The sequence below is a fragment of the Catenuloplanes niger genome, from assembly GCF_031458255.1.
GTDB lineage: Bacteria > Actinomycetota > Actinomycetes > Mycobacteriales > Micromonosporaceae > Catenuloplanes > Catenuloplanes niger.
In genome coordinates this window covers 5,509,262-5,529,980 of record NZ_JAVDYC010000001.1, presented here as the reverse complement: position 1 = coordinate 5,529,980, position 20,719 = coordinate 5,509,262, and the positions used below count along the sequence as shown (strand labels likewise).

Annotated in this window: 21 protein-coding genes; 8 read left to right on the top strand and 13 right to left on the bottom strand. The window is 72.6% G+C overall.

The window, feature by feature from the left end; genetic code table 11:
* Nucleotides 1-12 precede the first annotated feature (12 nt).
* Nucleotides 13-672 (bottom strand): endonuclease NucS, encoded by a 660-nt coding sequence (gene nucS / locus J2S44_RS24660; RefSeq protein WP_307243645.1) that lies wholly within the window; start codon nucleotides 670-672, stop codon nucleotides 13-15.
* A 56-nt stretch (nucleotides 673-728) separates the two neighbouring features.
* Here nucS and J2S44_RS24655 point away from each other — a divergent pair, with 56 nt between their 5' ends.
* The 5 genes from J2S44_RS24655 (at nucleotide 729) to J2S44_RS24635 (ending at nucleotide 6,640) form a co-directional block, all read left to right on the top strand.
* The gene (locus tag J2S44_RS24655) at nucleotides 729-1,346 is read left to right on the top strand and encodes a DUF4126 domain-containing protein (protein ID WP_310429900.1); all 618 of its coding nucleotides are present in this window, start codon (nucleotides 729-731) and stop codon (nucleotides 1,344-1,346) included.
* A gap of 68 nt (nucleotides 1,347-1,414) precedes the next feature.
* Nucleotides 1,415-4,126, top strand: a complete 2,712-nt coding sequence (locus tag J2S44_RS24650; RefSeq protein WP_310429898.1) for an FtsK/SpoIIIE domain-containing protein — start codon at nucleotides 1,415-1,417, stop codon at nucleotides 4,124-4,126.
* Entirely contained in the window at nucleotides 4,126-4,836 is a 711-nt protein-coding gene (locus J2S44_RS24645; protein WP_310418445.1) for a hypothetical protein, read from the top strand. The genes J2S44_RS24650 and J2S44_RS24645 overlap by 1 nt, the downstream gene beginning before the upstream one ends.
* Before the next feature lie 164 nt (nucleotides 4,837-5,000).
* The gene (locus tag J2S44_RS24640) at nucleotides 5,001-5,858 is read left to right on the top strand and encodes an ABC transporter ATP-binding protein (protein ID WP_310418443.1); all 858 of its coding nucleotides are present in this window, start codon (nucleotides 5,001-5,003) and stop codon (nucleotides 5,856-5,858) included.
* Nucleotides 5,859-5,890: 32 nt separating this feature from the next.
* Nucleotides 5,891-6,640, top strand: a complete 750-nt coding sequence (locus J2S44_RS24635) for an ABC transporter permease (RefSeq protein WP_310429896.1) — start codon at nucleotides 5,891-5,893, stop codon at nucleotides 6,638-6,640.
* Nucleotides 6,641-7,069: 429 nt separating this feature from the next.
* Here J2S44_RS24635 and J2S44_RS24630 read toward each other — a convergent pair whose 3' ends face one another.
* Together J2S44_RS24630 and J2S44_RS24625 are read right to left on the bottom strand one after the other, a co-directional pair.
* Nucleotides 7,070-7,495 (bottom strand): DinB family protein, encoded by a 426-nt coding sequence (locus J2S44_RS24630; protein WP_310418441.1) that lies wholly within the window; start codon nucleotides 7,493-7,495, stop codon nucleotides 7,070-7,072.
* A 338-nt stretch (nucleotides 7,496-7,833) separates the two neighbouring features.
* Nucleotides 7,834-8,463, bottom strand: a complete 630-nt coding sequence (locus tag J2S44_RS24625; RefSeq protein ID WP_310418439.1) for a class I SAM-dependent methyltransferase — start codon at nucleotides 8,461-8,463, stop codon at nucleotides 7,834-7,836.
* A 66-nt stretch (nucleotides 8,464-8,529) separates the two neighbouring features.
* Between J2S44_RS24625 and J2S44_RS24620 the strand changes: the two genes are divergently transcribed.
* Entirely contained in the window at nucleotides 8,530-9,102 is a 573-nt protein-coding gene (locus J2S44_RS24620) for a helix-turn-helix domain-containing protein (protein WP_374727901.1), read from the top strand.
* Here the strand turns inward: J2S44_RS24620 and J2S44_RS24615 are convergent.
* Entirely contained in the window at nucleotides 9,096-9,947 is an 852-nt protein-coding gene (locus tag J2S44_RS24615; RefSeq protein ID WP_310418434.1) for a 3-hydroxyacyl-CoA dehydrogenase family protein, read from the bottom strand. The genes J2S44_RS24620 and J2S44_RS24615 overlap by 7 nt on opposite strands.
* 97 nt (nucleotides 9,948-10,044) lie before the next feature.
* Between J2S44_RS24615 and J2S44_RS24610 the strand changes: the two genes are divergently transcribed.
* Nucleotides 10,045-10,401, top strand: coding sequence for a hypothetical protein (locus J2S44_RS24610; protein ID WP_310418431.1), 357 nt, complete (start codon nucleotides 10,045-10,047; stop codon nucleotides 10,399-10,401).
* Between the two features lie 215 nt (nucleotides 10,402-10,616).
* Here J2S44_RS24610 and murA read toward each other — a convergent pair whose 3' ends face one another.
* Nucleotides 10,617-11,936 (bottom strand): UDP-N-acetylglucosamine 1-carboxyvinyltransferase, encoded by a 1,320-nt coding sequence (gene murA / locus J2S44_RS24605; protein ID WP_374727900.1) that lies wholly within the window; start codon nucleotides 11,934-11,936, stop codon nucleotides 10,617-10,619.
* Nucleotides 11,937-12,446: 510 nt separating this feature from the next.
* Here murA and J2S44_RS24600 point away from each other — a divergent pair.
* Nucleotides 12,447-13,028, top strand: coding sequence for a cob(I)yrinic acid a,c-diamide adenosyltransferase (locus J2S44_RS24600; protein WP_310418425.1), 582 nt, complete (start codon nucleotides 12,447-12,449; stop codon nucleotides 13,026-13,028).
* Between the two features lie 62 nt (nucleotides 13,029-13,090).
* On the opposite strand, the gene J2S44_RS24595 is transcribed toward J2S44_RS24600, so the two are convergent.
* The 8 genes from J2S44_RS24595 to J2S44_RS24560 form a co-directional block, all read right to left on the bottom strand.
* Nucleotides 13,091-13,534 carry a DUF2550 domain-containing protein gene (locus J2S44_RS24595; RefSeq protein WP_310418422.1) on the bottom strand — a complete coding sequence of 148 codons (444 nt, stop codon included), beginning with the start codon at nucleotides 13,532-13,534 and terminating at the stop codon, nucleotides 13,091-13,093.
* Between the two features lie 13 nt (nucleotides 13,535-13,547).
* Nucleotides 13,548-13,838 carry a F0F1 ATP synthase subunit epsilon gene (locus tag J2S44_RS24590; RefSeq protein ID WP_310418419.1) on the bottom strand — a complete coding sequence of 97 codons (291 nt, stop codon included), beginning with the start codon at nucleotides 13,836-13,838 and terminating at the stop codon, nucleotides 13,548-13,550.
* A gap of 129 nt (nucleotides 13,839-13,967) precedes the next feature.
* Nucleotides 13,968-15,095 carry an LCP family protein gene (locus J2S44_RS24585; RefSeq protein ID WP_310418416.1) on the bottom strand — a complete coding sequence of 376 codons (1,128 nt, stop codon included), beginning with the start codon at nucleotides 15,093-15,095 and terminating at the stop codon, nucleotides 13,968-13,970.
* 94 nt (nucleotides 15,096-15,189) lie between these two features.
* Nucleotides 15,190-16,635 (bottom strand): F0F1 ATP synthase subunit beta, encoded by a 1,446-nt coding sequence (gene atpD, locus J2S44_RS24580; RefSeq protein ID WP_310418413.1) that lies wholly within the window; start codon nucleotides 16,633-16,635, stop codon nucleotides 15,190-15,192.
* Entirely contained in the window at nucleotides 16,635-17,564 is a 930-nt protein-coding gene (locus tag J2S44_RS24575) for a F0F1 ATP synthase subunit gamma (RefSeq protein ID WP_307243614.1), read from the bottom strand. The genes atpD and J2S44_RS24575 overlap by 1 nt, the downstream gene beginning before the upstream one ends.
* Nucleotides 17,565-17,566: 2 nt before the next feature.
* Nucleotides 17,567-19,210, bottom strand: a complete 1,644-nt coding sequence (gene atpA / locus J2S44_RS24570) for a F0F1 ATP synthase subunit alpha (protein ID WP_310418410.1) — start codon at nucleotides 19,208-19,210, stop codon at nucleotides 17,567-17,569.
* Between the two features lie 69 nt (nucleotides 19,211-19,279).
* On the bottom strand, nucleotides 19,280-20,101 hold the full coding sequence (locus J2S44_RS24565; protein WP_310429894.1) for a F0F1 ATP synthase subunit delta: 822 nt from the start codon (nucleotides 20,099-20,101) through the stop codon (nucleotides 19,280-19,282).
* Entirely contained in the window at nucleotides 20,098-20,652 is a 555-nt protein-coding gene (locus tag J2S44_RS24560; RefSeq protein WP_310418407.1) for a F0F1 ATP synthase subunit B, read from the bottom strand. The genes J2S44_RS24565 and J2S44_RS24560 overlap by 4 nt, the downstream gene beginning before the upstream one ends.
* Nucleotides 20,653-20,719 lie beyond the last annotated feature (67 nt).

The following is a 20,719-nucleotide window of genomic DNA, read 5'->3' as shown; positions in this document are numbered from 1 at the left end:
GGAACGTGATGATCAGAACAGAGTCAGTTCGTTCTTCTCGATGCCGCGGAGCTTGTCGTAGTCGACGACGACGCAGCGGATGCCGCGGTCCTCGGCGAGCACCCGGGCCTGCGGCTTGATCTCCTGGGCCGCGAATATGCCGGCCACCGGCGCCAGCAGCGGGTCCCGGTTCATCAGTTCGAGGTAGCGGGTGAGCTGCTCGACGCCGTCGATCTCGCCGCGCCGCTTCACCTCGACCGCGACGGAGCCGCCGTTCGCGTCCTTGCAGAGCAGGTCGACCGGGCCGATCGCGGTCATGAACTCGCGCCGGACCAGCGTGAAGCCCTCGCCGAACGTGGTCGGGTTGGCGGCCAGCAGTTCCTGCAGGTGCGCCTCGACGCCGTCCTTGACCAGGCCGGGGTCGACGCCCAACTCGTACGACGTGTCCTGGAAGATCTCCTCCAGCGTGATCCGCAGCTCCTCGCCGGCCTTGTTGACCACGCGCCAGACGCCCTCGGACTCCTGGAGCTTGCACGGCGGGCTCATCCAGTTGAGCGGCTTGTACGCCCGGTCGTCCGCGTGGATCGACACCGAGCCGTCCGCCTTCACCATGAGCAGGCGGGTCGCCGGCGGCAGGTGCGCCGAGAGTCGTCCGACATAGTCCACCGAGCATCTCGCAATCACCAAACGCACCCGAGCAGGGTAGCGGAACACGGCAGAGGTGGCGCATGGGTGCCATGCTGTTCTATGTGCTGGAAGTTCTGACTGGTACCGGTCTGGCCGCATCTGCCGGACTCAACGCGTACATACCGATGCTGGCGATGGGCCTGCTCGCCCGATACACCGAGGTCATCAACCTGCCGAGCGGCTGGCAGTGGCTCTCGAACGGGTGGGTGATCGCGATCCTCACCGTGCTGCTCGCGATCGAGGTCGTGGCGGACAAGGTGCCGGTCGTCGACCACATCAACGACATGGTGCAGACCGTGGTCCGGCCGACCGCGGGCGGCCTTGTCTTCGGCGCGGGCGCCGGGTCGGAGACGGTGACCGTGACGGACCCGGCGGGCTTCTTCCAGTCCAACCAGTGGGTGCCGATCGCGGCCGGCGTGGTGATCGCGCTCGGCGTGCACGGGCTGAAGGCGGCGGCCCGGCCGGTGATCAACACGGCCACCGCGGGCGTGGGTGCGCCGGTGGCGAGCACCGCCGAGGACGCGACCAGCGTGATCATGTCCGTCGTGGCGATCCTGCTGCCCGCGCTCGTGCTGGTCTTCGCCGTCCTGCTGATCGGCGCGGCGGTCTGGATCTTCCGGCGCCGGTCCGCGCGGCGCTCCGAGCGCGCGGCCGCGCGGGCGGCCGGATTCCACGTGTGACACGGCGCCGGCAGACCCGGCATATCGCCCCGAATCGGTAATATCGCTGCGTGTCCTCCCGAGTGTCCATGCTGGGCGCGGCCCGTCAGGACGTGGCCGCCGCCCGTGGGCTGGCACGCGCGGCCCAGGCCGGGGCCGAGGAGGCCAGAGCCGAGACCCGCCGGCGGTACGAGGTGATCCGCGGCGCGCACGACACCTGCCTCGCGGCGCTGACCGAGGCACGGGAGACCGCGCGCGAGGAGATCTTCGATCGTTTCCACGGTGAGGCCGTCGCGCGCGCCGGCGTGCTCGGCCGGCTCGCGGCCGCCTGCGCCCCGGGTCCGGCGGGCGCGCCCTGGCCCGCGTGGCGGCCGGCCGCGGGGGGCCGGGCCGGGCTGCTGCGGATCGGCACGATCGCGGTGGACGAGGACGTGCCGACCGTGCTCGCGCTGATCCCGCTGCTCGACCGCGCCCACCTGGAGATCACCCGGGAGCCGGACGACGGCGACGGGCGGCACCACCGCGCGTCCACGGCGGACGGCCTGATCGCCGGCCTGCTGCTGCGCGCGCTCGGCGGCACGCCCGCGGGCGACCTGCGGATCTGGGCCTACGACCCGGACCGGCTGGGCGGCAGCCTCGCCGGGTTCGCGCCGCTGGCCGCGGCCGGCGTGCTCACCTCGGTCGGGCCGGGCGGGCTCACCACGATGCTGGACGAGCTGGTCGAGCACGTCCGCCGGATCAACGAGACCGTGCTGGCCGGCCGGTACCGCACGCTGGCCGACCGGCCCGGCCGCCGCCCGGAGCCGTGGCGGGTGGCCGTGCTGCTCGGCGACGGCGCGGAGCTGACCGCACCGCAGCGCGCGCAGCTGGACCGGCTGGTCCGCACCGGCGTCGCCGCCGGGGTGCACCTGATCGCGCGCGACGTGCCGCTCGCCGAGCACCCGGACGTCGAACGCGTGCACCTGACCGGCCGGGCGGCGCACTGCGACACGGCCGGGGTGCTGCCGGTCCGGCTGGATCCGCCGCCGCCGGCGGAGCAGACCTCGGCCGTCTGCCGCGAGCTGGCCGAGGCGCTGAGCGCTGGCCCGCCGCCCGCGCTGCTGGCCGACCTGCTCCCGGCGCGGCTCTGGCAGGAGAGCGCGGCCGCCGCGCTGACCGCGCCGGTCGGCGTCGGCCCGGACGGCGAGCCGATCGAGGTCACGCTCGGCGACGACCCGCCGCACGCGCTGATCGGCGGCCCGTCCGGCTCCGGCAAGACGAACCTGATCTACGCGTGGCTGGGCGCGCTGGCCGCCCGCTACTCCCCCGCCGAACTGGCGCTCTACCTGCTCGACTTCAAGGAGGGCGTGTCGTTCGCCCGGTTCGCGCCGAGCCCGCGCGACCCGAGCTGGCTGCCGCACGTACGGCTGGCCGGTGTGAACGTCAACGACGACCGCGAGTTCGGCCTGGCGCTGCTGCGGCACCTGTCGGCCGAGCTGCAGAGCCGGGCCCGGGCCGCGAAGCGGGTCGAGGCGGGCAAGCTCGCCGAGTTGCGCGCGGAGGACCCGGACGGGGCCTGGCCGCGGATCGTCGCGGTGATCGACGAGTTCCAGGTGCTGCTCGGCGGCCGGGACGCGGTGACCGCGGAGGCGGCCACGCTGCTGGAGGACCTGGCCCGGCGCGGCCGTTCGCAGGGCATCCACCTGGTGCTGGCCAGCCAGGACGTGTCCGGCATCGAGGCGCTGTGGGGCCGGCCGGGGCTGGTCGCGCAGTTCACCCTGCGGATCGCGCTGCCCAAGGCGCGCCGCATCCTGGCCGAGACGAACCTGGCCGCGGACGTGATCCCGCGCCATCACGCCGTGGTCAACGCGGACTCCGGCGCGCCGTCCGCGAACCGGATCGCGCGCCTGCCGGACGCCGGGGACCGCCGGGCCTGGCGCTCGCTCCAGGAGCGGCTGTGGCGCCTGCGGCCGCCGGGCGCGACACCGCCGCGGCTGTTCGACGGCGACGCCGTACCGTCGTGCCCGGATTTTCCGGCGTCCGATGGTGCGCCGCGCGCCGCGCTGGGCGAGGCGATCGACGTCGAAGCCCGCCCGGCGTACGTGACGATGCCGCGCGCCCCCGGCCGGAACCTGGCGATCCTCGGCACCCGCGGTGAGGACGCGGCCGCGATCCTGGCCTCGGCCGCGCGTTCGCTGGCCGCGTCGGCACCCGGCGCCCGGTTCAGCGTGGCCTGCCCGGACCCGGCCCTGGCATCGCTGATCGCACCGTTGCGCGCCGCGCTGCCGACCGCGACGTTCCACCTCGGGTCCGCGGCGCCGGACCTGTTCGCGGCGGTCGCGGCGGACCTGCTCGGCACCGCGCCGGACCGGCCGGCCCCGCACTACCTGCTCGGCCTGGCCCTGGACGCGTCCCCGGCACCCGGCTCGGCCGGCCCCACCGGCGCGCGCCGCGGTGTGATCCCGCCGCCGGCGCACGCCCCCGGTGTGCCGGCGCGCACGCCGGACGCGCTGCGGACGATCCTTGAGCAGGGCCCGGAACGACAGGTGCACGTGCTCGGCTGGTGGCGATCGGTGGCCCGGCTGCGGGACGGTCTGGGCGGGATCGCGGCCCGGTTCGACGCGATCGGCGCCTGGGTCGCGCTGGACGCGCACGGCGCGGACCTCGCACCGCTGAGCCCGGCCCCGGGCGGCCCGGCCTGGTTCCCGAGGCCCGGCCGGGCGCTCTGCTTCGACCGCTCCACCGACCACTCGCCGCGCGTGATCATCCCCTACGCACCGTCCGGGTCCGCGGAACCGGCGGCCGAAACCGGGGGCGGGTGATGAGCGTCGAGGAGTACCGCCGGCAGCTGGCCGCGCTCGCCGAGGCCACCGCCCGCCGGAACGCGGACCTGCTGGCCACCGAGCGCGCCTACCACGACGGTGCCGCCACCGCGACCGCGGAGCTGGTGCGCGCGGAGGCGATGGCCGGCGCCGCCGCGCGCCGTGCCGCGGCGCTCACCGCGTCCGTCGCCGAGGTGGACCGCGAGGCGTCCCGGATCTGGTCGGCGCTGCGCGCGATGCACCGCCGGCGGCCGGGCTGGGCGGCCCGGGTCGGCGATCCGCCGGAACCGCTGCTGCCGCAGAGCGCGGATCTCGGCTATCCCGACCAGAGCGTCCCGGAGGCCCGGGCGCTCGCGCTGCTGGGCCGCGCGTCCCGGCGGATCAGCCAGGCCGGGCGTGGCGCGCCCCGCCCGGCACCACCGCGCCGGGTGCTGCCGCTGCTGCCGGTGGTCGGCGCGGCCGCCGCCGCGTTCACCGCGCTGTTCGCGGCCGGCCTGGTCACGCTCGGCGGCGGTTACACGACCACGCAGCTGGTGCTGCGGACCGCGGGCTGGTCCGTCTTCTTCGTCGCCCCGTTCACCGGCCTGCCGCTGGCCGCCGCGCTGCTCGACCGCCTCTTCGGCAGCCGCCTGGACATCGGCGCGATCGGCCTGCTGGTGCTGGGCGGCATGGCCGCCGCCTCCGGCATCTCCATCGCCCTGGCCCACTGAGCGGACCGGGCGGTCCACTGAGATCCTCGGGCGCCGGACAGTGCGCAGGTGGGTTCTGTCCGGCTTCCGAAGACCTCAGGCGTCTAAGTTACCGCTAAGTACACCGCACGTGGAACCTCACACCGGCCGGACCCGCCGCACGCGGCCGGACGGCACGGCGCATAGTGGACCGCATGAACGCGATCTCCGTGCGCGGCCTGCACAAGTCCTACGGCGGCGTGCACGCCGTGAACGGCCTGGACCTCGAGGTGCGCACCGGTGAGATCTTCGCGCTGCTCGGCCCGAACGGCGCCGGCAAGACCACCACGGTCGAGATCCTGGAGGGTTTCCGGGCCCGCAGCTCCGGCGACGTCGAGGTGCTCGGCGAGGACCCGGCCGCACCGAGCGCCGCCTGGCGCGGCCGGGTCGGCATCGTGCTGCAGGGCACCGGCGAGTTCGACAACCTGACCGTCCGCGAGATCGTCCACCACTTCGCCGGCTTCTACAGCGGCGCGGACGACCCGGACGCCGTGATCGCACGCGTCGGCCTGGCGGCGAAGGCCCGGGCCCGTACCCATGCGCTCTCCGGTGGTCAGAAACGCCGCCTCGACGTGGCGCTCGGCATCGTCGGCCGCCCCGACCTGCTCTTCCTCGACGAGCCGACCACCGGCTTCGACCCGGAGGCGCGGCGCGAGTTCTGGGAGCTGATCCGCGACCTGAACGCGAGCGGCACCACGATCCTGCTGACCACGCACTACCTGGACGAGGCCGAGGCGCTGGCCGCCCGGGTCGGCGTGCTCGCCGGCGGCCGGCTGGTCGAGGTCTCCACCCCCACCGACCTGGGCGGACGGCAGAACGCGCTGCCCACGGTGAGCTGGCGCGCCGCGGACGGCACGCTCGCCCAGGAACGGACCGCGACACCGACCGCGCTGGTCACCCGCCTCGCCGCGGAGTTCGGCGGCGAGGTACCCGGTCTCACGATCAACCGCCCCACGCTGGAGGACATCTACCTCCGCATGATCTCCACGGAGGACCCCCGGTGAAGCTCGCCCTCCGCCAGGGCCGCCTGGAGATCATGCAGTTCCTGCGCAGCCGCGAGTCCGTGGTCTTCACGATCGGCTTCCCGGTCATCATGCTGGCGATCTTCGCGGCGATCTTCGGCGGCACCGAGATCGACGGCGGCGTCACGCTCACCCAGTACTTCGTGACCGGCATGATCGCCACCGGCCTGATGACCGTCAGCTTCCAGAACCTCGGCATCTGGATCCCGATCGAGCGCGACCGCGGCGTCCTGAAGCGCTACCGCGGCACGCCGATGCCGAAGTGGACCTACTTCGCCGGCAAGGTCGTGATGGTCCTGGCCATCGGCGTCGCCACCACCGCGCTCCTGCTCCTCATCTCGGTGCTCTTCTTCGGCCTCCGCCTCCCCGCCACCCCGGAACGCTGGCTGGCCTTCGGCTGGGTCTCGCTGCTCGGCATCACCGCCTGCACGCTGCTCGGCATCGCGATCTCCTCACTGGCCCGCACGTCCCGCAGCGGCTCCGCCGTGGTCACCCCGATCGCGCTGATCCTCCAGTTCACCTCCGGCGTCTTCCTGGTCTTCACCGCGCTCCCCGGCTGGATGCAGTCCGTCTCCGCCGTCTTCCCGCTCAAGTGGATGTGCCAGGGCCTCCGCTACGTCTTCCTCCCCGACTCCTTCGCCGCCCAGGAACCCGCCGGCACCTGGGAACTCGGCCGCGTCGCCCTGGTCCTCACCCTCTGGTGCGTGGCCGGCCTGGCCCTCTGCCTCACCACGTTCCGCTGGACCGCCCCCCGCGAGGGCTGAAAACCCGTTCCACACCGGCTTTCCCACTTCCGGCGCGGTCCCGTTCCGCATGCTCCCGCGGGCACCGGTCGGCCGCGGGCGGCCTCCCTGTCAGTCCCGCCGTGGCCCACGACAGACCCACCCCCGGGCCGGCTCCCGGCCCGGACTTCTGTTTCAACTCAGCCGGCTCCCGGCCCGGACTTTTGATTCGACCCAGCCGGCTCCCGGCCCGGGTCTCTGATTCGACCCAGCCGGCCCCCAACCCGGGTCTCTGATTCGACCCAGCCGGCCCCCAACCCGGGCCTCTGACTCGACCCACCCGGCGCCCGCCTCCGGCTGCCGGCCCGGCCCGGCCGGCACCCGACTTCGGTGGCGCGAGCCGGCCGACGCAAGATGTCGAGGTTCTTGGCGCCCGGGCACGCCGCGCCCGAAATTTCGGTATAAGGCCGGTCAGCGGCCGGTGGAGCCGTCGATGCGCTCGCGGATGATGTCGGCGTGGCCGGCGTGGCGGCCGGTCTCCTCGATCATGTGCACCAGTACCCATCGCCGCGTCGGCGGCAGGCCGCGACCCGGCGGGCGCGGCGCGGGATCGGCCAGGTCGGCCCAGCCGTCGATGACCTCGTTCGCCGCCGCGATCGCCCGCCGGTAGTCCGCGACCAGCCCCTCGACCGTCTCGCCGCCCGTCGGCCGCAGGGTGCGGCGCAGGTTCGTGATCGGCTCGCCCAGGAAGTAGAACCGCTCCACCGCCACCAGATGCTTGACCAGCCCGAGCAGGTTGGTCCCGGACGGGACGCCGGCCGCGCGCACCGCCGGCTCCGGCACGTCCGCGACCTTCTCCACCACCGCGTTCCGCAGATAGTCCAGGAACCCGCGCAACGTCGCCTTCTCCCCCGGATCGGTCCACGCCGGCCCGGCGTCCCTCGTCCTCGGCCGCCGCTTCCGCGGAACGGCCACCGCCTCCGGCGCCACGGCATCGACCGCTGCCGTCGGCCGCCGGTTCCCGCGACCCGCGACCGGCGCAGCATCGACCGGCGCCGCGGCATCGACCGCTGCCGTCGGCGGGCGGTTCCCGCGGCCCGCCTCCGGTGCCGCGACGTCAGACGGCACCGCCGGTGCACGCTGCTCGCGGACCGCCGCATCCGGCATCGTGGCGCCCGCCGGTGCCTGCTTCCCGCGAACCGCGCCGGGCGGTGCGGCGGAGGGGTCGGCGGCGGTCATCCGGCGGTCCGGCGGATGAGGAGGACGTTGTCGGTGACGGTGGCGGTCCGGCCGCCGGGGCCGGTGGCGCGGCGGCGGGGCATGTCGGCGCGGACGACGGACCAGCGCACCGGGTCCAGTTCGAGCGAGGCCGCGACCTCGGCGGGCGTGGGGAAGTACGCGTCCGGGTCCTGGTTCCACGACCACGGTGCGGTGGAGCCGTGGTCGACGACCAGCAGCAGTCCGCCGGGGCGCAGCGCGGCCGCCGCGGACCGCAGCACCCGCGCCCGGTCCAGGGCGAACCGCGTGTGGAAGTACTGCGCGGACACCAGGTCGAAGGTGCCGCCGGGGAACGTGACCGCGAGGTCGTGCCGTTCCGCGGTGATCCGGCCGGTCAGGTCCGGTGCGGCGGCGTGGGCACGCAGCCGGTCGACGGCCGCGTGGGCGATGTCGACCGCGGTGACCTGCCAGCCGCGCCGGGCGAGCCAGAGCGTGTCGCCGCCGGTGCCGCACCCGAGGTCGAGCGCGACGCCCGGCCGCAGCGGCGCGGCGACCTCGGCGAGCAGCGGGTTGACCCGCCCACCGGGCTGCCGGCCTCGATAGTGCTTCTCCCAGAACGCCGCGGCGTCGTCGGTTGTGGTGGTCATGCCGCCAGCATCACCGGGCACGTTTCAGGCTTGCAAGAAAAATTGCGGATCCGCATCATGGCGGGCATGGACATCACCGAGGACGTACTGGCCGGCGTCGGGTCACGGTTGCGAGCGCTGCGCCGCGCGCGCGGCGCCACCCTGGCCGGCCTCGCGGCCGAGACCGGGCTGACCGCGAGCACGCTGTCCCGTCTGGAGAACGGGAAGCTGCGGCCGACGCTGGAGCAGTTGCTGCCGCTGGCCCGCGCGCACGGCGTACCGCTGGATGATCTGGTGAATGCGCCGCCGACCGGTGACCCGCGCGTCCACCTGCGGCCGATCCGGCGGTTCGGGCTGACGATCGTGCCGCTCACCCGGCGGCCCGGCGGCGTGCAGGCGTACAAGGTCGTCTACCCGCCCGCCGGCCGGGAGGTCACCACCACACCGCAGACCCACGACGGGTACGAGTGGTTCTACGTGCTCAACGGCAGTGTCCGGTTCGTGCTCGGCGAGCGGGAGTTCGTGCTGGGCGCCGGCGAGGCCGCGGAGTTCGACACCCGGGTGCCGCACTGGATCGGCAGCGCCGGCGACCAGCCCGCGGAGCTGCTCACCATGTTCGGCGCGCAGGGCGAGCGCGCCCACCTGGAGCCGCGTCAGTAGTCGTAGAAGCCCTTTCCGCTCTTCCGGCCCAGCTCGCCCGCGACCACCATCCGCTGCATCAGCTCCGGCGGGAAGAACTTCGGGTCGCCGGAGTCGGTGTGGATGTTGCGGGCCGCGTGCAGCAGCACGTCGACGCCGGTCAGGTCCGCGGTGGCGAGCGGGCCCATCGCGTGACCGAAGCCGAGCCGGCAGGCCGTGTCCAGGTCCGCCGCGCTGACCACGCCGGACTCGACCAGCTTGACCGCCTCGACGACCAGCGCGGTGATCAGCCGGGTGGTGACGAACCCGGCGATGTCCCGCTCCACCACGATGCAGGTCTTGCCGAGCGCCTCCGCGAACGCGCGCGCGGTGGCCAGCGTCGCGTCCGAGGTCCGGTGGCCGCGGACCAGTTCGCAGAGCGGCATCATCGGCACCGGCGAGAAGAAGTGCGTGCCGATCACCGACTCCGGCCGGGACGTGACGGCCGCGATCTGGGTGACCGGGATCGCGCTGGTGTTCGTGGCCAGCACCGCGGCCGGTTTGCACACCCGGTCGAGCGTGCGGAACACGTCCTGCTTGACGTCCAGCCGCTCGAACACGGCCTCGACCACCACGTCCGCGTCCGCGACCGCGTCCGCGAGATCCGTGGTCGTGGTGATCCGGCCGAGCGCGTCCGCGGCGTCGGCGGCCGTGATCCGCTCCTTGGTGACGAACCGGTCGAGCGAGCCGCGGATCGCGGCCAGTCCCCGGTCGACGGCCGGTGTGTCCAGGTCGCGCAACGTCACCTGCCATCCGGCCCGCGCGGCCTCCTGGGCAATGCCCGATCCCATCAGTCCGGCGCCAACCACCGCGAGCCGTCCCGTCACGTTGCCCTCCCTTGAACGATCACTAAGGCGACCTTACGTGAGGAGGACTTTGGAGAACCTCCGGTGCGCCCCGGATCTTCCGGGGCAAGATGGGCGCATGCCCGATAGCACCGGCTGGTACCTGGCCGGGCCTCTCATCGCGTTCGCGCTCTGCCTGCTGCTCGGCGGGGTGCTGCGCTGGGCTCTGCGCCGGGACACCGACGCGCGGGGCGACACCGTGCTGCACGCGCTCGACCGGGAACTGGACGAGGGCCTGGGCCTGCTCGGCGACCAGGACTTCGGCCTGCTGACGCCGGCCGTCACCGCGGATGACGGCGGCACGGCGGAGGAGTTCCGGCGGCTGCTGCAGAACGCGGGGATCCGGGCCACGGTCGCGTCCGCACCGGACGGCCGCCGGCTGATCCTGGTCTTCCCGGAGGAACTGTCCCGGGCCCGCCGCCTGATCGCCCAGTAGCGAGACCACCGGGCCGGCCGGCAACGCCGTGAACCGGCCCGGCTCAACAGACCGGCACGGCCCGCACAGACCGGCACGGCCCGCACAGACCGGCGCGGCCCGGCAGACCGGCGCGGCCCGGCAGACCGGCGCGGCCCGGCAGACCGGCGCGGCCCGGCAGACCGGCGCGGCCCGGCAGACCGGCGCGGCCCGGCAGAGCGGCGCCATGGGCCGGTTCAGTAGTCGAGGTCGTCCGGTGCCTCGGAGCGGTGCACCGCCACGCCGAGCGCCCGCAGGTCCGCGACGAAGTTCGGGTAGCCGCGGTCGATGTGGTGCACGTGGCCGACCTCGGTGACGCCGTCCGCGCACAGGCCCGCGATGACCAGCCCGGCACCGGCGCGGATGTCGGTGGCGCGGACCGGCGCGCCGGAGAGCCGTTCCCGGCCGCGGACCACCGCGTGGTGCCCGTCGGTCTTGATCTCGGCGCCGAGGCGGGCCATCTCGTTCACGAACATGAACCGGCCGTCGAAGATGTTCTCCGTGATCAGCGACGCGCCCTCGCTGACCGCGGCCAGGCCGATCGCCATCGGCAGCAGGTCGGTGGCGAACCCGGGGTACGGCAGCGTGACGATGTCGACCGACCGCGGGCGCCGGTCCATCCGCACCCGGAACGAGTCGGGCGCCATGGTGACCGTGCACCCGGCGGTCACCAGCTTGTCCAGCGCGATCTCGAGGAAGCCCGGGTCGATACCCTGCACGGTCACGTCCCCGCGCGTCATCGCGGCGCCGTAGGCCCAGGTGCCGGCCACGATCCGGTCGCCGACCGCGGCGTGCACGACCGGCCGCAGCTCGGACACGCCCTCGATCCGCAGCGTGGACGTGCCGGCGCCCTCGATCCGCGCGCCCATCGCGGTCAGCATCGCGCAGATGTCCACGATCTCCGGCTCGCGCGCCGCGTTGTCGATCTCGGTGACGCCCTTGGCCAGCACCGCGGCCATCAGCAGGTTCTCGGTGGCGCCGACGCTGGGGAAGTCCAGCCATATCGTGGCGCCGCGCAGCCCGCCGGCCGCGGACGCGATCACGAAGCCGTGCTCCCCGGTGATGTCCGCGCCCATCCGGGCCAGCCCGGCCACGTGCATGTCCAGCCCGCGCGAGCCGATCGCGTCGCCGCCGGGGTGGGCGACCCGCACGTAGCCGCAGCGCGCCAGCAGCGGCCCGAGCACCGCGATCGACGCGCGCAGGCGCCGGACCAGGTCGTAGTCGGCGTCGGTGCCGAGCTTCTCCGGCACGTCGATGACGACCTCGCGGACCGGCGAGTTGACGTCCGGGTCGATGAAGTCGACGGTGCAGCCGAGCCGGTCGAGCACCTCCGCCATGATGGCGATATCGGTGATCCGCGGGACGTTGGCGATCACCGACCGCCCCGGCGCCAGCAGCGCCGCGGCCATCAGTTTCAGCGCCGAGTTCTTCGCCCCGGCCACCCGCACCTCGCCCGCGAGCCGGGCCCCACCGTTCACCGAGATCTGATCCACGGACCCATCGTATGGGCGGCCCACGCCACCACCCGCGCGATGAGACCGAGAAGACCCGGCACCCCGCGCACCCGAGTACGCGGCACCGGCGCCCGGACACTCCCCGGGCCCGGCGCGGACGCGAATCGCGCGACGCGACCCACGACGAGAGCCCACCCGCGGAACGGAACGCGGGCACGCGACACACGCCACGACGGGAATCGCCGGCCGAACGCCGAGCAGGCGACGCAACACGCGCCACGACGCGAACCCGCGGCAAGAACGCGGGCACGCGGCGCACGCCACGACGGGAACCCGCGGCGGAACGCGGGCGCGCGACGCGACGCTCGCCCCGACGGGAGCCGGCGCGGCCCTGGCCACGGCGGCACCGGCTCCGCCGCCGCGGGCGGAGCGGAGCCCTGGCGGAGCCGGAGCCCTCGGCGCGGTTGGCCCGCGGGAGCGAACGGGCCGCGCCACGCCGGAAGCGGGAAGAGCGACTGTCCGGCTCTTGATCTGCGGTTAGCCCGGCCGCGGGGCACCGCCTAGGGTGTCGGCATGGCTGTTCATCTGACGCGCATCTACACCAAGGCCGGCGACGGGGGCAGCACCCGCCTGGTCGACAACGAGCTGGTGCCGAAGACGTCGCCGCGGATCGCCGCCTACGCGGACGTGGACGAGACGAACGCGGCGATCGGCGTGGCGGTCGCGATGGGCGGGCTGACGGCGGAGATCCGGGCGGTGCTCGGGCAGATCCAGAACGACCTGTTCGACGTGGGCGCGGATCTCGGGAATCCCGTCGCGGAGAATCCGGCGTGGGAGCCGCTCCGGGTCACCGAGGAGTACGTGACGCGACTGGAGGGCTGGTGCGACGAGTTCAACGAGCGCTGCGCGCCGCTCGACTCGTTCGTGCTGCCCGGCGGCACGCCCGGCGCCGCGCTGCTGCACGTGGCGCGCACGGTCGCGCGCCGGGCCGAGCGGTCGGCCTGGGCACTGATCGAGGTGGACGGCGAGCGGACCGGCACGCTGCCGGCGAAGTATCTCAACCGGCTGTCCGACCTGCTGTTCATCCTGTCCCGGGTCGCGAACCCGGACGGCGACGTGCTCTGGAGGCCGGGCGCCGGCCGCGACGCACAGTGATCGAGGCGCCGGTCAGGTCGGCGAAGCGGCATGACCGGCGCACCGGCCGTCGGCGGGGACCGTCACATCGCGGCCAGCCGGGTGGAGACCTCGCCGGGCGGCGCGGACTCCAGCCAGGACAGGAAGCCGGTGACCGTGGTCTCCGCCATGGCGATCTCCACGGTTTCCCGGCCGGGCCAGGAGCAGCGCAGGATCACCCAGTCCGCCGGCAGGGAGTAGGCCTCCTGCCCGGCGGGCGTCCGGCGGGACACGATCACCAGGCCGGTGCGCGTGAGCGTGCGCTTCGGCCGCAGCGCGAAGCTGAAGATCCGGTACCACCGCAGGTCGTCGCCGACGAACCGGCCGAGCCCGTTGGACCAGCCACGCTCCGGCACGCTGACCGAGGTGCGCACGCTCAGCCGGATGGTGCCGCCGGCCCGGACGAACAGGGCACGGCGCAGCACCAGCGCGGCAATCGCCAGAAGCAGGAGGAGGACACCGATTCCGATCCACTCCACGATCAGCATCGGTGCCGCCCGGTCAGTGAGCCGCGGCGGCGGGGGCCGTAGCGCGGGAGGCCTCTTCGGCCAGGACCGTCACGCCGGACTTGGAGATCGAGAGGAACCCACCGGTGACGTCCCACGTGAGCTGCTCACCACCGGCGAGCTTGACCCGGACCTGGGACGGCTCCTTGAGCTGGCCGAGCAGTGGAGCGTGACCGGGCAGCACCCCGAGCTCTCCCTCGGTGGTGCGGGCGACGACCATCTCGGCCTCGCCGGACCACACCTTCTGCTCGACGGCAACGACCTCGACATGCAGCTGCTTAGCCACGCCTGACTCCTCGTCAACCGGCCGACCGGTGGATGCGGGTGATCCAGGGGACGGACCGCCGGGGATTTGCCCGAGTCTAGTCGGGCGTCCGGCAACGACCCAACCCGGGTGGTACGCGTTACACGCTGTTCACGACACCAGTTCGGGGTGTTCCGACAGGTACTCCGCAACGCGACCGGCCGCGACCGCCGCGAAGAACTCGTCCGCGACCGGCAGCAGGTGCTCGCCGCGGTAGCCGGCGCCGCGCCCGACGGACGCACCGGGCAGCCGCACCATGGTGAGGTCGTCCGGCCGCAGGTGGCGCAGCGCGACCACGTAGTCGAGCAGGTCGTGGCCGCGTCCGCTGAACGTCAGCGACTCCCCCGCCGCGCGCAGCACCCGGTCCAGCCGGAGCGGGTCGGTGAGCAGGCCGGAGTCGGTCGCCTGGGTGAGCACGGCCTTGAGGAACTGCTGCTGGTGCCGCTGCCGCGCGTAGTCGCCCTCGGCCAGGCTCTTGCGCTGCCGGACGAAGTCCAGCGCCTCCCACCCGCTCATGTGCTGCTCACCGACCTCGTAGGCCTTCTGCGGGCCCCAGCCGGGACGCAGCGTGCCGTTCGGGGCGCGATGGATGGAGAGCGTGCGCTCGTCGACGTACATGTCGACGCCGCCGAGCGCGTCCACCACCGCCTCGAAGCCGCTGAAGTCGAGGATCGCGCCGGCCTCGAAGCGCGGGATGCCGGTGCGGTCGATCACGGTACGGGCCAGCAGCTGGAAGCCCTGGGCGTTGTCGATCGCGCCGGTCTCCCGGTTCCGGCTGCCGTACGCCATCGCGCCGTTGATCTTCCCGGTCCCGCCGCGGTAGCCGGCCTTGGCGAACGCCGGGATGTCCACGATCAGGTCACGCGGCAGCGAGAAGAGGTACGCGTGCTCGTGTGCCGCGTCCACGTGCAACACCATGATCGCGTCGGCCAGCGGCGGTCGCGGCTCCTCGTTCGGCCGCGGGTCGATGCCGACCAGCAGCAGGTCGAGCGGGCCGTCCAGGTCCACGTCCGGCGCGCTCTCGCTGCTCAGCACGCGGGTGCCGCCCGGCGTCGCGACCGCCAGCGGCGCGAAGTCACCGGTGTCGCCGAAGAGGTCCGCGGTGACGACCCGGCCCTGGTAACGCTCCTCCAGCACGCTCACGCCGATGATCACGAGCCCGCTCAGCACCAGCAGCACCACGCCCAGGAAGACGCAGAACCGCACCCATCGCGGTTGTGCTGTCGCCCCGGCGCTCATTACCGAAGGTTACCCATAAATTACGAAAAGTAATCACACGACCGATAAAGAGGGCCCCGCCGCGGCGAGGCCCTCTTTATCGAACGAAAGCTGGTTACTTCATCAGCTCGTGCGCGTTGCGCTCCAGGTCCTCGAGACCGCCGCACATGAAGAACGCCTGCTCGGGGAAGTGGTCGTACTCGCCCTCGGAGATCTTCTTGAACGACTCGATGGTCTCCTTCAGCGGGACCGTCGAACCCGCGACGCCGGTGAACTGCTCGGCGGCGTAGGTGTTCTGCGAGAGGAAGCGCTCGATCCGGCGGGCGCGGCCCACCGTGACCTTGTCCTCCTCGGACAGCTCGTCCATACCGAGGATGGCGATGATGTCCTGCAGGTCCTTGTACTTCTGCAGGATTCGCTGCACCTCACGGGCGACCGAGTAGTGCTCCTGGCCGACGAACTCCGGCGCGAGCAGCCGCGAGCTGGAGGCCAGCGGGTCCACGGCCGGGTAGATGCCCTTGTCCGAGATCGACCGCTCGAGGTTGGTCGTCGCGTCCAGGTGGGCGAACGTGGTGGCCGGCGCCGGGTCGGTGTAGTCGTCCGCGGGCACGTAGATCGCCTGGAGCGAGGTGATGGCCTTGCCCCGGACGGAGGTGATGCGCTCCTGCAGCAGACCCATCTCGTCCGCCAGGTTGGGCTGGTAACCCACGGCGGACGGCATGCGGCCGAGCAGCGTGGACACCTCGGAACCCGCCTGGGTGAACCGGAAGATGTTGTCGATGAAGAGCAGCACCTCCTGGTTCTGGACGTCGCGGAAGTACTCCGCCATGGTCAGCGCCGCGAGGGCGACCCGCAGGCGGGTGCCCGGCGGCTCGTCCATCTGGCCGAAGACCAGCGCGGTCTTGTCCAGCACGCCGCCCTCGTCCATCTCCAGGATGAGGTCGTTGCCCTCACGGGTCCGCTCGCCGACGCCGGCGAAGACGGACGTACCGCCGAAGTTCCGGGCGACACGGATGATCATCTCCTGGATGAGCACCGTCTTGCCCACGCCCGCGCCACCGAAGAGGCCGATCTTGCCACCACGCACGTACGGGGTGAGCAGGTCCAGCACCTTGATGCCGGTCTCCAGCATCTCGGTCTTCGGCTCGAGGTCGGCGAACGCCGGGGCGGCCCGGTGGATCGGCCAGCGCTCGGTCACCTCCAGCTTCGACTCGTCGGCGTTGAGGAACTCGCCGAGCGCGTTGAAGACGTGGCCCCGGGTCACGTCGCCGACCGGCACGGACAGCGGCGAACCGGTGTCCCGCACCTCGGCGCCGCGGACCAGGCCGTCGGTCGGCTGCATCGAGATGGCGCGGACGATGTTGTTGCCCAGGTGCTGGGCAACCTCGAGCGTCAGCGTCTTGGTGCCCTCGGAGAGGGTCACGTCCACGTGCAGCGCCTGGTAGATGTCGGGCATCCCGTCACGCGGGAACTCGGCGTCGACGACCGGGCCGATGACCCGGACGACGCGACCCACGGCGGTCTGGGGCGCACCGTCCACCGGTGCAGCGCTAATTGTCATCACTCATCACTTCCCGCCGCCGCCAGCGCGTTGGCGCCGCCGACGATCTCACTGATCTCCTGGGTGATCGCGGCCTGCCGCGCGGAGTTCATCTCGCGTGTGTACGTCTTGAGCAGCTCGTCCGCGTTGTCCGAGGCGCTCTTCATCGCCCGCCGGCGGGCCGCCCACTCGCTCGCGGCCGAGTCCAGCAACGCCGCGTAGATCCGCGTGTTGATGTACTTCGGCAGGAGCGCGCCGAGCATCTCCTCCGGCTCCGGCTCGAACTCGTACGCCGGGCTCGGACCGCTCTCCCGCTTCTTCTCCTCGACGTGCATCGGCGCGAGGAAGCGCGAGTGCGCGGTCTGGGTCATCAGCGACTTGAACTGGGTGCTGACGATGTGGATCTCGTCGACGCCCCGGATGCCGTCCGGGCCGTACGTCTCCTCCGTGTCGTCCGCGCCGGCCTCGAACGCCGCCAGCAGGCTCTCACCGATCTTGCGGGCGTCCGCGAACGTGGGCTCGCCGGAGAAGCCGGTCCAGCTGGCCTCGACCGGACGGTTCCGGAACGTGTAGTACGAGAGCGCCTTGCGGCCCACCACGTACAGCGTCACGTCCTTGTTGTCCGCGCGAAGCCGCGAGATCAGACCCTCGGCCGTCCGGATCGCGTTGGCGTTGTAAGCGCCGGCCAGGCCACGGTCACTGGTGATGAGCAGCACGCCGGCCCGCAGCACCCGGGGACGGGCCTGCAGCAGCGGGTGGTCGATGGTGGCGTTCGAGGCGAGCTCGGTGAGCACGCCGGTGATCGCCTCCGCGTACGGCTTGGCCGCTGCCTGCCGCTCCTGCGCCTTGGCGATCTTGCTGGTGGCGACCAGCTCCTGCGCCTTGGCGATCTTCTTGGTCGACCGGACCGAGCGAACCTTACGGCGCAGCGCCTGTACCTGACCGGCCATGACTAGCTCTCGTCCGAGTCGACGTGCCGGGTGACGGTCTCGCGGCTGACCCGGTCGTCACCGAGCGCCTCGGCCGGGGCGTCGTTCACCCGGGTCGCGGCGGAACCGCTCTGGAAGAGCTGCTTGAACTCGGCCACGCCCGACTTCAGCGACTCGATCGCCTCGTCCGACAGCTTGTTCGTCGTCGCGATGCCGGTGACGACGTCCGACCGGTGCTGGCGCAGCCACTGCAGCAGCTCACGCTCGAAGCGGCCGACGTCCGCGACCGGGACGTCGTCCAGCTCACCGGTGGTGCCGGCCCAGATGGAGATCGTCTCCTCCTCGACCGGGTACGGCGAGTACTGCGGCTGCTTGAGCAGCTCGACCAGGCGGGCACCACGCTCGAGCTGAGCGCGGGAGGCCTTGTCCAGGTCGGAGGCGAAGGCGGAGAACGCCTCCAGCTCGCGGTACTGCGCCAGGTCGAGACGCAGGCGACCGGCGACCCCCTTGAGGCCCTTGACCTGCGCCGCGCCGCCGACCCGGGACACCGAGGTGCCCACGTTGATGGCCGGGCGAACACCGGAGTTGAACAGGTCGGCCTCGAGGAAGATCTGGCCGTCGGTGATCGAGATGACGTTGGTCGGGATGTACGCCGAGATGTCCGACGCCTTGGTCTCGATGATCGGCAGACCGGTCATCGAGCCGCCACCCAGCTCGTCGGAGAGCTTCGCGCAGCGCTCCAGCAGGCGGGAGTGCAGGTAGAAGACGTCACCCGGGTACGCCTCGCGGCCCGGCGGGCGGCGCAGCAGCAGCGAGATGGCGCGGTACGCCTCGGCCTGCTTGCTCAGGTCGTCGAAGACGATCAGAACGTGCTTGCCGTTGTACATCCAGTGCTGACCGATCGAGGAACCGGCGTACGGCGCGATGTACTTGAAGCCGGCCGGCGCGTCCGCGGGAGCGGCGACGATGGTGGTGTACTCCATCGCCCCCTTCTCCTCCAGGATGCCCTTGACCGTGGCGATCGTGGTGGCCTTCTGGCCGACCGCGACGTAGATGCAGCGGACCTGCTTCTTCGGGTCGCCGGAGAGCCAGTTGTCCCGCTGGTTCAGGATCGCGTCGAGCGCGACCGTGGTCTTGCCGGTCTTGCGGTCGCCGATGATCAGCTGCCGCTGGCCCCGGCCGATCGCGGTCATCGCGTCGATGGCCTTGATGCCGGTCTGCAGCGGCTCCTTCACGGGCTGCCGGGACATCACGTTCGGAGCCTGCAGCTCCAGCTCGCGGAAGCCCTCGGCCTCGATGTCGCCCTTGTCGTCGATCGGCGCGCCGAGCGCGTTGACGACGCGGCCCAGGAACGCGTCACCGACCGGCACGGAGAGCACGCGGCCGGTGCGCTTGACCGGCTGGCCCTCCTCGATGCCGGTGAAGCCGCCCAGGACGACGACACCGATCTCACGGGCCTCCAGGTTCAGGGAGACACCCAGGGTGCCGTCCTCGAACTCCAGCAGCTCGTTGGCCATGGTCGAGGGCAGGCCCTCGACGTGTGCGATTCCGTCGCCCGCATCGCTGACGATGCCGACCTCCTCGCGGGAGACCTCGGGCGTGTAGGACGAAACGTAGCGCTCGAGCGCACCCCGGATCTCATCCGAGGAGATGGTCAGCTCGGCCATCCTCAGCCTTCTCTTCTGTCGTCTCGGTGCCGTCCCCACCGTAATGAAGGGGCTTCCGAGGGAACGGACCTACTTGGCGAATGCCTTGCGGGCTTCGGTGAGCCGCCGCAGGATCGTGCCGTCGTACAGGTCGGAACCGACCCGGACGCTGATCCCGCCGACGATCGCCGGATCGACCGTGACCTTGAGGGACACGCCCCGGCCGTACAGCTCGGACAACTTGGCGGCGAGTGCCGCCTCGTCGGCCTCGGCGAGCGGGCGCGCGACGGTCACGTACGCCAGGTCGCGGTCCTGACGGTCCGCGGCCAGCTCGATCAGCCGGTCCAGCGACGCCACGAACCCGCGTCCACCGAAGCCGGACAGCGCCACCTCGACGAGGCGGACGGTCACCGGCTTCGCCTTGCCACCCAGCAGCTCGCGGACCAGCTCGGCCCGGCGGGTGGCCGGCACGGACGTGTCGCCGAGCGCGGCGGCCAGCGCCTTCTCGGCCGTGACCACCTTGCTGAAGCGGAACAGCTCGTCCTCGACCTCGCTCAGCTCGCCGGCCGCGGACGCGCTGACCAGCAGCGCGTTCACCCCGGTCCGCTCGACGGCGGTCAGGAACTCGCTCGGCGTCGACCAGCGCGCGGAGACGAGCGCGGTCACCACCTTCAGCGTCGGCGCGGACACCTTGCCGGTCAGCAGCCCGCCGGCCAGCTCGGCACGCTGCGCGGCCGGGGTGGACGAGTCGGACAGCGCACGCCGCAGCCGGGGCTCACCGGTGAGCAGCCGCGCGACCGCGAGCAGTTCGTCGCCCAGCGCGGCGACGTCCGCCGCGGACGCCGAGGAGGCGTACGCGGTCAGTTCGTCCGTCGCCGCGGCATAGGACTCGCGGTTGCCGATCGACATCAGCGCCGACCCCCCGACGCGGCGGGCGCGTCGATCTCGGCGATGAAGCGCTCGACGGTGCCCCGGCTGCGCGCCTCGTCGGCGAGCGACTCGCCCACGATGCGGCCGGCCAGGTCCACGGCGAGCGTGCCGATCTCGGAGCGCAGCTCGCGGACGAGCTGCTCGCGCTGCGTGCGCAGGTTCTCCTGCCCGGCGGCGATGATGCGGTCGGACTCCTCGCGGGCCTTGGCCAGGACGTCCTGACGGATCGCCTCGGCGTCGGCACGCGCCTCGTCCCTTATCCGAGCGGCCTCGGTCCGTGCCTCGGCGAGCTGCGCGCGGTACTGCTCGAGCAGCTCGTTCGCCTCGGCCTGTGCGGACTCCGCCTTGGCGATGCCGCCCTCGATGGCCTCGACCCGGGCCGCGAACGTCTTCTCCATACGCGGGAAGACGAACTTGGCCAGGATGAACAGGATCACGGAGAAAGCGACGAGACCGACGATGATTTCGGAGACGGGCGGCAGCAGAATGCTGGCGCCGCCGCCGTGCTCCTCAGCAGCGATGTAAGGGTTCATAACACTCCCATCTGGCCGGTGATGCGTCGTTCCCGCCGATCACCGAATCGGCTCCGCGGCGACGCGG